Origin of the sequence: Anaerococcus provencensis (assembly GCF_000312365.2) — a bacterium.
In the GTDB taxonomy this organism is placed as follows: Bacteria; Bacillota; Clostridia; order Tissierellales; family Peptoniphilaceae; genus Anaerococcus; species Anaerococcus provencensis.
The window spans coordinates 780395-794652 of sequence record NZ_HG003686.1 but is presented as its reverse complement, the minus strand read 5'-3'; the positions used below and the strand labels follow the sequence as shown (position 1 = coordinate 794652).

Genomic DNA, 14258 nt, shown 5'->3' with positions numbered 1-14258 from the left:
TTGAAATGCAGGATTTCTAAGTTTACATCTTTTGTATCAACGCTATAGTCTCCACATGCCTAGATTTTGGAAATTGGTCTATCACTTCGTATTTGTTTATTTTGTATCCATTAGCTATAAATTCTTTCAAGTTTTCAACTTGAGTTTTTGGATTGCAAGAAATGTATATAAATTTTTCGGGATTTAATTTTAAAATTTTTTCTAGTGCATTAGCAGCTATTCCTACTCTAGGAGGATCTAGGATTACTAGGTCAAAATCTCCTTTAATATGATCAATTTCTTCTAGAACATCTCCACATAGAAATTCTATATTTTCTATTTCATTGATTTTTGCATTTTCATATGCCTTGTCCACTGCTTCTTCTACTATTTCTATTCCTGTAGACTTTTTGGCAGCCTTTGCCATTACTTGAGTTATGGTTCCTGTGCCAGAGTATAGGTCTAACACATTTGTATCTCGGTCTATTTCTCCAAGTTCAAATGCTTTTTTGTAAATCTTTTCTGCAGTAAATACATTTGGCTGGAAAAATGAAAATGGTGATATATTAAATTTAAGTCCCATCATTTCTTCTGTTATATGATCTTTTCCAAAGATTAGGTTGATTTTTTCAGCAACTACTGCATCTGCTGGGGAATCATTGATTACGTGGAAGATAGAAACTATCTCACCTTGTAAATCAAGATCTTTTACGAAGTTTACAAATAATTTTTTTCTTATCTCATCAAAACTATCTTCACTTGTTGTGACAAGGACTAACATTATTTGACCAGTTCTCAGAGCCTTTCTAATGATTAGGTGACGTAATAGCCCCTCTCTTGTTGATTTGTGATAAAAGCTAGTTTTTCTATCTCTGAAATATTTCTGTACAGATTGTCGTATTTTATTGAAATCTTCATCTACAATATTACAATCAATGGTATCTACTATTTCATAGAATCTATTTTGCCTGTGAAGTCCAAGGACTAGTTCTCCACCTTTTTTACTATCTCCAAAAGTGTATTCCATTTTATTTCTATAAGCACTAACTACATCTGCCCTATTTATTGAAATATCACCATCGTATACAATATCATTATCAGCAAAGAGCTTCTTAATCATATCAAGTTTTAGCATAAGTTCTGTTTCATAGGCCAATTTTTGATAAGAACATCCACCACATATATCTGCCTTAGGACAATGATTTTTATTATTTTCTAGGTAAGAATTTTCAACTAATTCTAAAAACTTGCCTTTTTTATATCCATTTCTATTTCTAGTAATTTTAACCCTTGCTTTTTGCCCTAATAATCCACCTTTAAATTCTACAATCTGATTATCGCTTGTTTTACCAATGGAAATATTAGGATATTTCATATCATATATATCTACTTCAAATGTCTTATTCTTTCTCACTATCTGTCTCCCAAAATCTACTTATTTCTTTTCTAAAATCTCTGGATTCATTTACAATTTTTATATCTTTTTTTCTCCAGTGTTTAGGGTAAAGCATTCTATATTTGTAGCTAGTAAATCTATCGTCTAGTAAATATATTATTCCCCTATCATATTCACTTCTTATAACTCTTCCTGCTGCCTGAAAAACCTTATTTATACCAGGATAAGTATAGGAATAGTCAAATCCATTTAATCCCTGTTTGTCAAAGTGCTCTTTGATAAGATTTCTCTCAAATCCAACTCCTGGCATGCCAACAGAAATTACCATTGTACCTATAAGTCTATCTCCAAGTAAATCTACTCCCTCAGAAAAAATACCTCCTAGTACTGCAAAAGCAGTATTATTAGTATCCTTGTCAAATTTTTCGAGAAACTTATGAGCATCTTTTTCATTCATAAACCTATCTTGGAGTAAAATCTCATCATCATATCTTGACGAATAATCTTCATAAACATCCATCATATATGAATATGATGGAAAAAATATAAAATAATTACCTTCTCTAGAATGAATAAATTCACTTATAGACTCACTAACTATAGGCACGTTATAATTTCTATCCCTATATCTAGTGGATATTTCTCTGGCAAATATCTCATAATTATCATTTGAAAATGGCATATCAAGCTTAAGTCTTAGGGCATCATTTGCTCCAAGCATCCTCATAAAATAATCCATTGGTGAAAGGGTAGCTGAGAAAAATACTGTTGTTTTTGAAAAACTATAAATGTTTTTTAAGACTTGTGATGGATCTATACATTTTATTTCAAAGTATATCTCGTCGTTTATCTCATCGTAGGCAATTATTGAATAGAATCCTTCGGTGTAATGATCAGTTATTTTAAAATACCTATTGATATCAAAATACAAATTTAATAAATCATCGTAGTTTTCATCTTCCCTGTCTTCGACCAAATACTTCTGTAGAGGTTTTAAAAGTTTTGCAAATATATCATCAAAATCATCTATTTGTTTTTCCTGGTAATAGAATAATTTTTTACCATGCTTAGCATAAAGATTATTAAATTCTTCGACAATTTGTTTTAAGTATTTTATTAAAGTTTTGTATTTTTTCTTGTCCAATTTGTCAAAAAGAACCATAAAGCGAGTCTCAGTAAATCTAAAGGAATACATATCCCTAGACCTTTCTAAAAGGTTATGGGATTCGTCTACCAAAAATATGTATCTATCAACAATTTCGTCAAAAAATCTCCTGAGATACACCGTTGGATTAAATACATAGTTATAATCACAAACTATAAAATCTGCATAGTTTGATATATCAAGTTGAAACTCAAATGGACAGACTCTATATTTTTCTGCATAGGAAGTTATAGTAGCAAAATCGATTATTTCTTCTTTTGAGATTATATCTAAGAGTGCATCGTTTACCCTATCAAAATGTCCCTTAGCAAATGGGCAATCAACAGGATTGCATTTAACCTCATCATTTAGGCATATTTTTTCTTTGGAAGTAATAGCCAATGCTTTGATGAACATTCCCTTATTTTTGAGAATTTTGATCGATTTCATTGCTTCTTTTGCCTGGGTATTTTTACTTGTAAGGTAAAATATCCTATCAGAAAGGTCCTCTCCCATTGATTTTATAGAAGGGAAAACTGTTGATATAGTCTTGCCAATGCCAGTGGGAGCATCTACAATTAAATTGTCTTCTTTCATAATAGAAGTATATACTGCAACAGCTAGCTTTCTTTGACCCTTCCTATAATCTTTATAAGGAAAATCTAATTTTCTTATAGTCTCGTCCCTTTTGATTTTGTTATTAGCCAAAATTTTTGAAAAATTCAAATATGACTTTAGCAAATCATAATAAAAAGTTTTTAAGTACTCAAAATCAAATTCTTTTTTGAATATTTTACTAGTGTAATCTTCGATATTAACATATGTCAGCGTGATAAATATACTATCTAAGTTCTTATCTAAGCAATAAAAATAAGCGTAGCACATAGCTTGCGCCCAGTGTAATTTGTTGGAATCATCAATTTCATCTAAATTTCTACTAGTAGATTTTATCTCATCTATAGTGTAAATACTCCCATCTTTAATAAGGCCATCCGCCCTACCTTCGACTTTAAATTCTACATCATCTATAATAGTAGTATTTTTTAAAGAATATTCCTTTTTGTAATTTTTACCATAGGAAGACTGGATTTTTTGATGAGCTTTAATACCCTCAATCATCCTAGCATTGTCACGAAATCTATTGTCTATATCTCCAGATCTCATTACAAATTCTATTAGATTTCTAACTGAAATTTTTACAAGCATATTATCACCTTTAATTTAATATACCATAAGCTGGGTATATAGGTATAAAGAAACATAAGGAGATGTTATGAATACAAGTATTGAGGATCAATTAAAACATAGGACAATTAGGGAATTTAAAGACGAGAAATTAGATGAAAGTCTGGTTAATAAGCTACTAGAAGTTGCAAATAGATCTGCATCAAGTAATGGTATGCAATTTTTTTCTATAATCAATGTAACAGACCAAGCTATCAAAGATCAACTAGCAGAAAATGGTGGCCAAGAATATATGGCTCGCGCACCACATTTATGGATTTTTGTTGCAGACTTATATAGAAATTACAATATCGCCAAAGAAAACGGCCAAGAAAATGATGAAATGATAGGTTTCGATAAATTTATCCAAGCTATGACCGATTCAATTATAGCCGCTCAAAACGTCACAGTCGCTGCCGAAAGTTTGGGACTTGGAACAAATTATTTTGGAAATATTCACAATGACACCCAAAAAGTTATAGAACTATTAGACCTTCCAAAGCTAACCTATCCTGCTGTGGGACTTTCTTTTGGCATCCCAAACCAAGAACCACAACTTAAGCCAAGACTAGATATAATGTTAAAAACTTTTGATAATTCTTATAAGGTTTACGATAATTACAACGAAATGATAAAAGAATATGATAAGGAAATGACAACATATTACGATTTAAGAGATGCAAATCGTAGATCTGATTCCTTTAGTAAGCAAATTCCTAAGAAACAAGGAAGCGTTATAAAAAATAGAGGAAAAATGTTTGAAACACTATTAAATCAAGGCTTTAAGATAAGCTATAAAGATGAGCTAAATTAGGCTCATCTTTTAAATTTGGAAACATATGGATTGTCTTTGATATAAAATCTGTATGGATAATCCTTAGCTTCTTTTGCATAATCTATTCCTATCCTTACATCTGTCTCAATTTCAAAGTCTTTATCTCCGTCTATTAGATAAATTTGTGGCCCAAATAAATTTCTACCATTTAAACTTTTATCAATATCCAAAGCTTTGGTAAGTTTACCAGGTCCATTAGTCAGGTTATTTTTTTGATATTTGTTTAAATCTATGTAGTTCTTTCCAAATCTATTAATACTCATTTGATTAATTCCTTCGATTGGCTCAACTGCTCTGATGAGCACTGCTTCAGGATTTGATTTATCCATTGTTACAAAATTCATCAAGTAATGGATACCATAAGTTTGATAAACATATATAGTTCCAGCATCTTCATACATTATTTTGTTTATTTCAGTCCTTTTTCCTCCAAATGTATGGCAAGCCCTATCTTCTATGCCTAAGTATCCCTCAGTTTCTACTATCATTGCTTTGTATATATACTTATTAGTTTTTCTAATAATTATTTTTCCTAATAAGTCTTTTGCAACGCTTAATGTATTTCTATTAAAAAAGTTTTTATCTAACATTTTATCCTTCCATGTATTAATTATTTCTCTTATATGTTATCATATAATCATCAGAGTAGATAGGAAGCATCAAGTGCTAAGAAATGGGTTGTTGTTCTTAGACGAAGCTAAGGCTATGATTTTCTATCGCAACCGCTGCCTCTGATAGAAAGGGGATAAAATTGAATAAAAAACTAACGGTTAATATGCTAACTAAAATTGCAATTTTAGCAGCACTAGCAGTTGTATTAAGAAGGTATTTTACCATTACAATTCCTGTAAACAAAAAAATCGGCATAGGAGATGCTCCTATTATGATATCAGGAATCATATATGGACCTGCCCTTGGTGGGCTAACTGGAGCTCTAGCAGATATTGTTGGGATGCTCTTAAATCCAGATGGTATATTTCACCCAGGATTTACCTTTACTGCTTTTTTGACAGGATTTTTGCCAGGAGTCATTTCTTACTATATTTTTAAGAAAGACTACGACAAAAAGCTTATATGGATAATTGTTTTAAGTGCTTTTGTTGTATTTTTGGGAGTTAAGTTATTTTTAGATTCTGTTTGGTTACAACAATATTCTAAAAACCCATATTGGATATATGTACTTAGAAGAATTCCAAAACAGATAATCGATACAATTATAAATGTCTTGGTTTTAAGTATATTAATTCCAAGAATCAAAAATTATGCATAAAAATTGGGGCTAAGTTTTAGCCCCTCATTTATTTTCTTCTATAAATTTATTTATATGATCTATAACTTCGTCAACATATGAATCATCTCCAGCATAACCAACAACCAGATGACCATGTTCCTTTACCTTACCTACTATCATTAGGTTTCTATAAAGCTTGTTTTCACCTGTGCCAAGATATCTCATATCGGTTATTATACCAATGATAAGTCTTGGAAAATCAATATTATTTTCCTCTTCCATCTCTGCAATGACCCCATGAGCCATTATTTCTCCGGCGACTCCATCGTCTATAGTTAGTCCATCAAGACAAGCTATTAGTACATTGGATTTTTTTAGTTCTGCTGTGTCAGCCTGAGCTATTTTTATATCAGTTATGATGTCATCATTATTTTTCTTATCATTTATATCTGCATTTCTTTGAGGCACATATAATTCTAAGTCAGTTTTCTCTTCTATTATTTTAGCCAAATTTTCAGTCCATTTAAACATGGCATCGTTGAAAAAATGGCTTGCTAAATATCCATACATCTTTTCTCCTTAAAAACTCCTGCCGGCTCCTCCGCCACCAGAGCTACCACCGCCGCTTGTGAATCCACCAGAAAAGCTAGAATTTGATGAAGAACCACCAAATGAATTGGAAGAATTTGTCCAAGTATAGGAATCAAATGGGTCATTGTGATATCTTCTATAGCGTGGATAGCCTCTATAGTATCTACCCCTATTTCTACCATAAAATCTAGATCTATTGAGCATATTAGAAATCACAATAAATACTACAAGCATCATAAACAAAGTTCCAAAGCTTATCTTATAGCCAGAACCAGCATTTTCATTTAGATAATATTCGTAATTTCCATCAAGCTTAACATTGTACTCATCAGCAACTTCAGCTACTATAGCATTGAATCCTTCATTGATTGCCTTTGAATAGTTACCATCTTTTAAATCTTCAAGCATAAAATTATCAATGATTCTACCAACTTTTCCATCGTTGAGTCTACCTTCGATGCCATAACCTGTAGTTATGAATACTTCTCTCTTACCTGATAGGTCATCTTCGCTTATTAATATTAAAACACCATTTTTCTTATCTTGATCTCCTATTTTCCACTTGTTAAATATCTGTGGTCCCAAATCTCTTGCTGGAAGTCCATTTGTATTCTTTACTGTTGCAACCATTACTTGAGATCCAGTTTTACTTACTAATTCCTTGTTGGTTTTAGTAATATTTTCCTTAGTGCTATAATCTAGCATGTCAAGTTCGTCATAGTAAAAGTCGCTTGGTATAGCTGGCAGTGACGCCATAGATTTTAGGGGAAAAAGTAAGATAAGTAAAGATATTAATAGATTTATTCCTACAAATTTTCCCTTTTTCATAATCCACCTCTAATTATCTTTGCTAAAATCGACAGTTGGTGCGTTTTCGCTTCCTTCACTTGCTTGGAAATACTCTGCTTGGTCATAGCCAGTAATTCCAGCTATAATATTAGTTGGGAATTTTTTAATGTCAGAATTATATTTCTTTACAGCGCTGTTATAATTTCCTCTTTCGACAGAAATCCTATTTTCAGAACCAGCAAGCTCATCCATTAGTTGTGTGTACTGAGTATTTGCTTTTAGGTCTGGATATGCTTCTGCAACTACATTTATGTCTCTTATAGCTTGGCTAACTTTTTCATTAGCATCAGCCAATTCTTGTGGTGAAGATGCATTTTTAACTCCAGCCCTTGCTTCAGTTACCTTTGTTAAGGTCTCTCCTTCATAATCAGAATAACCCTTTACTGTGTTTACAAGGTTTGGTATCAAGTCAGCTCTTCTTTGTACAACATTTTGCACTTGTGCGTAGGCTTCGTTTACATCTTCACGAGCTCCTGCAAGTCTATTGTAGGTCGGAACTGTTAGGACTAATAGAATGACAACTATTGCAATTATGATGCCTATAGTTCCAAAACCTGATTTCTTATTGTTCTTAATTTTCATATTTCCTCCTATTTGTCTATATATTATTAATACCCTTCAAGGAGGATAAGTTCATCATTTAGCAAACTTTCTTTTACATCAATTATTCTTTGATTTCTTGATCCTCTAAAATAGAGGTTAAGATCTTTCATACTTTCAATAAAAGGACCATCTACAAGAACATCGACAAGTTTGAGAAGTTCAAGAGTATCCTCGTGTTTTATTAGGAAATCATAAGTATAGCCAGAGTATATCCAGATGGACTTATTAGTTTTGATTTTTTTAGTAAGGAAATTAGTCCTTGAGCATTTTCAAAAGGTTCGCCACCAAGAATGGTTAGGCCTGATACATTAGGATCACTTAAATATGAAATCAATAATTCATCTTCTTTTTCGGTCCAAAGATTTCCAAAACTAGGATTTTGGTAGTCTTTATTAAAGCAGTTTTTACAGTTTAGGCTACAGCCTGTTACAAATATGCTGGTCCTAATTCCTGGTCCATTTGCTATATCATATTTTCTTATTTGTCCATAATTCATATATGAAGCACCCTAGCTTTTATTTCTTTTGTCCTTCCTTCATTCCAAAAGTTTTCTCCAAGGTAGCCACAAGTCCTACGGACCACTGTAAGTGTGCTTCGGTCTTTGTTACCACAATTTGGACAGTACCATTCGTTCTCATCATTTAATAGAATTTCACCATCAAAACCACAGTTAGCGCAATAGTCAGACTTTGTGTTAAACTCAGCATATTGGATATGGTCGTAAATATATTTAATCATAGTTAACAGCGCCTGGTGGTTTTTTGTCATATTAGGTATTTCAGCATAGGAAATACAACCACCTGTTGAAAGAGCTTGAAATTCACTTTCAAAATCAAACTTATCAAATACAGAAATTTCTTCTCTTACATCAACATGGAAAGAGTTTGTATAATATCCCTTGTCTGTTACATCTTTGATATCACCAAATCTTTTCTTATCTATTGAGCAGAACCTATGGGTCAAACTTTCTGCTGGTGTGCCGTATACAGCAAAGGCTATTCCGTACTCCTTAGTCCATTCTTCTTTTTTATCATTTAATAATTTCATTATTTTCTTAGCAAATTCTTTGCCGACATCACTAGTATGAGATTTTCCGGTAACAAGGATACTTGCTTCATATATTCCGATATAGCCTATTGTTACTGTAGCATAGCCATTTTCGAGAAGTGGCTTTATAGGTGTGTGTTTTGGCAGTCTTGCTATAGCCCCATGGCTAAAGTGGATTGGGGAACTATCACTTGTTACTTTTGATAGATGTTCATATCTCAATAGGCCAACTTCTTTGACAAGATCTAGTCTTTTATAGAGAATTTCAAAGAATTTATCTTGGTCATTTCTAGCAAGGATTCCTATTTGTGGGAGATTGATGGTACAAACTCCCATATTGAATCTTCCATCAAATTTGTACTTGCCATTTTCATCTTTGTATGGAGGCAAAAATGCCCTGCAACCCATTGGAGAAAATACATTTCCCTCGTAATTTTCTCTCATCTTCTTAGCGGAAATATAATCAGGATACATTCTTTTAGCAGTGCATTTGCTCGCAAGTTCCGTTAGATAGTAATACTTGCTGTCTTCGTGGATATTATTTTCATCTAGGACATATATTAGCTTTGGAAAGGCTGGTGTAACATATACACCTGCTTCGTTTTTTATCCCTTGTATTCTTTGATTAAGGATTTCTTCAATAATTTTTACTGTTTGATCTAGGTATGGGTCGTTGTCATCTGTGTGCATAAATAGTGTTACAAATGGAGCTTGTCCATTGCTAGTCATAAGTGTATTTATCTGGTATTGAATAGTTTGTATACCAGATTCCAAGTCTTTTTGGGTCATAGCAGTTGCCATTGACTCAGCCTTTTTACTATCTTCTAGAGTCTCGTTAGCTAATTTAAGATTCTTCTTGTAGGACTTTTTTAAATATGGGCTTAGACATGATATGTTTATTGACTGACCACCATATTGATTTGATGCAATCTGGGCTATAATTTGAGTCATCACATTGCATGCTACTTGAAAAGACTTTGGACTTTCTATCATCTTGCCATTAATTACAGTCCCATTGTCAAGCATATCTTTCATATCTACTAAACAACAGTTAAATATTGGTTGAATTAGGTAGTCAAGGTCGTGGATATGGATTGCACCTGATTCGTGAGCTTCTACCAAATCAGCGGGTATAAGCTTTCTTTTTGCTATATCTTTTGCAACTTCTCCAGCTATCAAGTCTCTTTGAGTAGATGCAATTACAGGATTCTTATTAGAATTTTCCTCCATTACATCTATATTTGTCATATTTAATAGAGATAATATATCTTTATCGGAAGTGTTTTGCTCTCTTTTGTATGTTTGTATTGACTTGTAGGATTCATAGGCTCTAGCTGTGGCAGGATTACTTCTTTCGATTAATTTATAGTAAACTAAGTCTTCTATGTCATATATGGATATTTCTTTATCTTTAACTTCGTTTTTAATCTCATTTGCAATTTCACTTGCTTGATTTTCTATGTATATACCACTCGGGCTTTTCATTGCTTTTTCTATAGCTATTACAATTTTTTCTGTATTGAATTTAGTTTTTCTACCGTCTCTTTTTATTACTTCAGTCATATTTACCCCTCCAATTTCTATAAAAGTATACCATATGTAGTGTTATTTGTAAATGACATACTATATATAGTGTTTTGCTAGGGTATAAAAAACGGGCCGTAAAGCCCGTCCTTATCAAACTTTGAAAGTTAATTCATTATTTTCTCCAAGGTCTAGTATTGCCTTATCTTTTGCTTTTACTTTGCCTTCAATAATGAGCTTACCTAGTTTTGTTTCAACATTCTTTTGTAGGTATCTTTTTACTGGTCTTGCACCATAATCTACATCGTAAGAATTAGCAAGAATATATTCCTTAGCTCTTGGAGTTATATCCAAGTCTATATTTAAGTCTTTTAGTCTCTTTCTAATATCAGCCACTTGTAAGTCTATAATCTTATAAACTTGATCGCTAGTTAATGGGCTAAACATTACTATATCATCAATACGATTTAAGAATTCTGGTTTAAAAGAAGTTCTTAAAGCTTCTTCTACTAATTTTTGATTCATATCATCAATGGTACCATCATCTTTTAGACCATCTAATAAATATTGGCTTCCTATATTTGAAGTCATTATAATAATTGTATTTTTAAAGTCTACTGTTCTACCCATACTATCAGTTAATCTGCCATCATCCAGGACTTGTAATAATATATTAAATACATCTGGATGAGCTTTTTCAATCTCATCAAATAAGATAACGGCATAAGGCATACGGCGTACTGCTTCTGTTAGTTGTCCACCTTCTTCATAACCAACATAACCAGGAGCTGCACCTATAAGTCTTGATACTGAGTATTTTTCCATATATTCACTCATATCAATTCTTATCATATGGTTCTCGTCATCAAACATTGCTTCAGATAATGCCTTTGCAAGTTCTGTCTTACCAACACCAGTTGGACCTAAGAATATAAAAGACCCAATTGGTTTAGATGCATCCTTTAGTCCACTTCTAGCACGAATTATAGCTTCTGAAACAGCTTCTACTGCTTGATCTTGGCCTATTACTCTTTGATGAAGCTTATCAGGCAAAGATAGTATCTTTTCTCTTTCACTTTCTACAAGTTTTGATACTGGTATTCCTGTCCAATTGCTTACAACATCAGCAACATCTTCGTCTGTTACCACTTCTTTTATAGAATCTTCATTATTATTTTGTGATAAGTCACTAGCTTTCTTTAATTTTTCTTCAAGACCTGGAAGAGTTCCATATCTAAGTTCAGAAAGTTTTTCAAAGTCATAATTACGTTCTGCCTTATCTATTTCTACCTTTACCTTGTCTATCTCTTCTTTGATATTTTTTACATCATCGATTGAAGATTTTTGTTCTTTCCATCTTAAAAAGTCCGCATCATATTTTTCTGATAGGTCAGCTAATTCTCTTTCTAGAATATTTAATCTTTCTTTTGACGATTCATCTTCTTCTTTTTTAAGAGCAGTGATTTCTATTTGCAATTGCAATAATTTTCTCTTCTCCTCATCAAGATAAGTTGGCATTGTATCAATTTCTGTACGGACTGTAGCACAGGCCTCATCCATTAAATCTATAGCCTTATCTGGAAGAAATCTATCGCTAATGTACCTATCAGATAATTGGGCCGCGGCTATTACAGCACTATCTTGTATTCTAATACCGTGAAAGATTTCGTACTTGTCTTTGATACCCCTTAAGATACTAATAGTATCTTCAACACTCGGTTCATTAACCATTACTTTTTGGAAACGTCTTTCAAGGGCGCCATCTTTTTCAATATATTCACGGTATTCGTTTAAGGTGGTTGCTCCGATTACCTTTATCTCACCACGGGCAAGCATTGGTTTCATAATATTTGATGCATCCATAGCGCCTTCTGATTTGCCAGCACCAACTAGAGTGTGGATTTCATCTATAAACATTATTATTTGACCGTCAGAATTTTGTACTTCTTCAAGGACTGCCTTTAATCTTTCTTCGAACTGACCGCGATATTTTGCACCTGCTACAAGAGAACCCATGTCAAGAGAAAATATAGTTCTACCTTGTAAAGGCTCTGGAACGTCGTTATTTACAATTCTTTGTGCTAGTCCCTCTACTATGGCCGTTTTACCAACACCTGGATTACCAATCAATACTGGATTGTTTTTCTTACGTCTTGATAAAATTCTAAGAGCATTTCTTATCTCACTATCACGACCTATAACTGGATCTATTTTACCCTCTCTAGCTTCCTGAGTAAGATCACGACCAAATTTTTCCAATGGATTATTAGTTTCTTCTGGATTATCGCTAGTAACTTTTTGACCTTTTCTGACCTTTTCTATAGAATTTTTAAAAGTCTTGTAGGTCAAGCCATATCTCTTGTTGATATCACTGACTTTAGTTTTTTCATTTAATAGTGCTAAAAATATATGCTCAAGGGAAACAAAACTATCTCCCATAGCCTTGGCTTCATCTTCACTCTTAAGGAGTATCCTGGTAAATGTTTGTGTTGGATAGATATCAGAGCCTCCACTTGCTTGTGGAAGTCTTTCTACTAAATCCTTTATTTCGTTTCTATAAGCATTGAAATCAACATCCATAGTCTTTATCACCTGAGCTACTATAGAATCTGAGTTTTCAATACTAGCATAGTTTAAGTGAATTTCATTAACTTCTGGATTGGAGTTTTTGATTGCTATGCTATTTGCATCATTTATTGCTTCTAATGATTTTTGTGTAAATTTTTTATAATCCATAACTTATCCCCCTATTTCACTTAATTTTTGGTATAGTTCTTTTGCTTCTTCGCTCATATTTTCTGGGTTATCAACCATCAATTCTAAGATCAAATCACCCTTCTTGCCCTTTCTATCCTTGTAACCAAAGCCCTTTAGCCTAATCTTTTGTCCAGAATGGATTTTTTCGGGAATGGTTACCATAAGACTTCCATCAAGGGTAGAAATTTTCTTCTTAGTGCCAAAATAGGCATCCCATGGCATAATTATTTCTTTTTGTATAATGTCGTTGCCTTCAACCCTACGATTATCTTCTTCTTTTATAATAACTTTTGCCAAAATATAAGCATTTATACCAAATTTTGAACCATTGACCTTAATTTTATTGTTATTTTTTATTCCTTTTGGTATAGAAATCTCTACATTTTTTGTAGAATTGACATCTTTAACAGCTATAATTTTACTAGTACCATTGATAGCTTCATCTATTGATATCTCTACTTTTGCATCTAAAGTGCTTTTTTTCTTGGCATTAAAGCCTGATCCATTAGTAAATCTTTTTGATTGGGACCTAGCAGAAGAAGCAGTCCTTCCTATGCCACCAAAAAGTGTATCAAAGAAGTCTGAAAAACCGCTATCTCCACCTGTTGAATAGCTATAGCTACCACCCCTGCCAAAGTTTCCAAAATCAAAACCAAAATCACTTGGATTGAAATTTTGTCCACCAGAGAAATTAGCGTTTTTGCCAAACATATCGTATTTTTTTCTTTTCTCAGGATCTGATAGCACTTCATAAGCTTCGTTTATTTCACTAAATTTATCTTGAGCATCTTTATCATCTGGATGAAGGTCTGGGTGGTACTTTTTTGCAAGTTTCCTGTATGCTTTCTTGATATCTGCATCACTTGCTTTTTTGTCCACTCCCAATAATTCATAATAATCTTTATATTTCATTTACGCCTCCATCTTTATCTTTATTTGACCATCTCTGACCTTAATCTTACTATACTATGGCTTCTTTCTTATTCAAGTTTTCTAATATAATTTTTTACTATCTAAAGATTCCTTTTAAATAAGTTAATATATAAAGAAACTTATAAAAGCCATCATAAGATGGCCT

The 14258-nt window shown here is 32.6% G+C and carries 11 protein-coding genes, 1 pseudogene and 1 riboswitch; of the genes and pseudogenes, 2 read left to right on the top strand and 10 right to left on the bottom strand.

Features of this window, described 5'->3' with window-relative positions; genetic code table 11:
* Nucleotides 1-22: 22 nt before the first annotated feature.
* Both rlmD and BN38_RS06480 read right to left on the bottom strand, forming a co-directional pair.
* The gene (rlmD, locus tag BN38_RS06485; RefSeq protein ID WP_044566148.1) at nucleotides 23-1393 is read right to left on the bottom strand and encodes a 23S rRNA (uracil(1939)-C(5))-methyltransferase RlmD; all 1371 of its coding nucleotides are present in this window, start codon (nucleotides 1391-1393) and stop codon (nucleotides 23-25) included.
* Nucleotides 1380-3725, bottom strand: coding sequence for an ATP-dependent DNA helicase (locus BN38_RS06480; protein WP_044566147.1), 2346 nt, complete (start codon nucleotides 3723-3725; stop codon nucleotides 1380-1382). The genes rlmD and BN38_RS06480 overlap by 14 nt, the downstream gene beginning before the upstream one ends.
* Nucleotides 3726-3792: 67 nt before the next feature.
* On the opposite strand from BN38_RS06480, the gene BN38_RS06475 reads away from it, so the two are divergent.
* Nucleotides 3793-4557, top strand: a complete 765-nt coding sequence (locus tag BN38_RS06475; protein ID WP_044566146.1) for a nitroreductase family protein — start codon at nucleotides 3793-3795, stop codon at nucleotides 4555-4557.
* Between the two features lie 2 nt (nucleotides 4558-4559).
* Here the strand turns inward: BN38_RS06475 and BN38_RS06470 are convergent, their stop codons facing one another.
* On the bottom strand, nucleotides 4560-5168 hold the full coding sequence (locus tag BN38_RS06470; protein ID WP_044566145.1) for a DNA-3-methyladenine glycosylase: 609 nt from the start codon (nucleotides 5166-5168) through the stop codon (nucleotides 4560-4562).
* Nucleotides 5169-5217: 49 nt separating this feature from the next.
* A riboswitch (THF riboswitch) is annotated at nucleotides 5218-5308 on the top strand.
* Between the two features lie 21 nt (nucleotides 5309-5329).
* Here BN38_RS06470 and BN38_RS10760 point away from each other — a divergent pair.
* On the top strand, nucleotides 5330-5848 hold the full coding sequence (locus tag BN38_RS10760) for a folate family ECF transporter S component (protein WP_049944460.1): 519 nt from the start codon (nucleotides 5330-5332) through the stop codon (nucleotides 5846-5848).
* A 24-nt stretch (nucleotides 5849-5872) separates the two neighbouring features.
* On the opposite strand, the gene BN38_RS06460 is transcribed toward BN38_RS10760, so the two are convergent.
* The 7 genes and pseudogenes from BN38_RS06460 to BN38_RS06430 form a co-directional block, all read right to left on the bottom strand.
* On the bottom strand, nucleotides 5873-6379 hold the full coding sequence (locus BN38_RS06460) for a nucleoside 2-deoxyribosyltransferase (RefSeq protein ID WP_044566144.1): 507 nt from the start codon (nucleotides 6377-6379) through the stop codon (nucleotides 5873-5875).
* A 9-nt stretch (nucleotides 6380-6388) separates the two neighbouring features.
* The gene (locus BN38_RS06455) at nucleotides 6389-7228 is read right to left on the bottom strand and encodes a TPM domain-containing protein (RefSeq protein ID WP_044566143.1); all 840 of its coding nucleotides are present in this window, start codon (nucleotides 7226-7228) and stop codon (nucleotides 6389-6391) included.
* 9 nt (nucleotides 7229-7237) lie between these two features.
* Complete coding sequence (locus tag BN38_RS06450) at nucleotides 7238-7831, bottom strand: LemA family protein (protein ID WP_044566142.1); 594 nt, start codon at nucleotides 7829-7831, stop codon at nucleotides 7238-7240.
* A gap of 26 nt (nucleotides 7832-7857) precedes the next feature.
* Nucleotides 7858-8348: pseudogene (gene nrdG / locus BN38_RS06445) on the bottom strand (anaerobic ribonucleoside-triphosphate reductase activating protein).
* Nucleotides 8345-10462, bottom strand: coding sequence for an anaerobic ribonucleoside-triphosphate reductase (nrdD, locus tag BN38_RS06440; protein ID WP_044566141.1), 2118 nt, complete (start codon nucleotides 10460-10462; stop codon nucleotides 8345-8347). Before nrdD ends, nrdG begins: the two are co-directional and overlap by 4 nt.
* Before the next feature lie 114 nt (nucleotides 10463-10576).
* The gene (gene clpB / locus BN38_RS06435; protein ID WP_044566140.1) at nucleotides 10577-13159 is read right to left on the bottom strand and encodes an ATP-dependent chaperone ClpB; all 2583 of its coding nucleotides are present in this window, start codon (nucleotides 13157-13159) and stop codon (nucleotides 10577-10579) included.
* A 3-nt stretch (nucleotides 13160-13162) separates the two neighbouring features.
* On the bottom strand, nucleotides 13163-14092 hold the full coding sequence (locus tag BN38_RS06430; RefSeq protein WP_044566139.1) for a J domain-containing protein: 930 nt from the start codon (nucleotides 14090-14092) through the stop codon (nucleotides 13163-13165).
* Between the last annotated feature and the right edge of the window lie 166 nt (nucleotides 14093-14258).

What these genes read in the sequence shown, in the direction of transcription:
- BN38_RS06480 (WP_044566147.1), bottom strand. Translation starts at nt 3,725, where the DNA reads ATGCTTGTAAAAATTTCAGTTAGAAATCTAATAGAATTTGTAATGAGA.
- BN38_RS06475 (WP_044566146.1), top strand. Translation starts at nt 3,793, where the DNA reads ATGAATACAAGTATTGAGGATCAATTAAAACATAGGACAATTAGGGAA.
- BN38_RS06470 (WP_044566145.1), bottom strand. Translation starts at nt 5,168, where the DNA reads ATGTTAGATAAAAACTTTTTTAATAGAAATACATTAAGCGTTGCAAAA.
- BN38_RS06460 (WP_044566144.1), bottom strand. Translation starts at nt 6,379, where the DNA reads ATGTATGGATATTTAGCAAGCCATTTTTTCAACGATGCCATGTTTAAA.
- BN38_RS06455 (WP_044566143.1), bottom strand. Translation starts at nt 7,228, where the DNA reads ATGAAAAAGGGAAAATTTGTAGGAATAAATCTATTAATATCTTTACTT.
- BN38_RS06450 (WP_044566142.1), bottom strand. Translation starts at nt 7,831, where the DNA reads ATGAAAATTAAGAACAATAAGAAATCAGGTTTTGGAACTATAGGCATC.
- nrdD (WP_044566141.1), bottom strand. Translation starts at nt 10,462, where the DNA reads ATGACTGAAGTAATAAAAAGAGACGGTAGAAAAACTAAATTCAATACA.
- clpB (WP_044566140.1), bottom strand. Translation starts at nt 13,159, where the DNA reads ATGGATTATAAAAAATTTACACAAAAATCATTAGAAGCAATAAATGAT.
- BN38_RS06430 (WP_044566139.1), bottom strand. Translation starts at nt 14,092, where the DNA reads ATGAAATATAAAGATTATTATGAATTATTGGGAGTGGACAAAAAAGCA.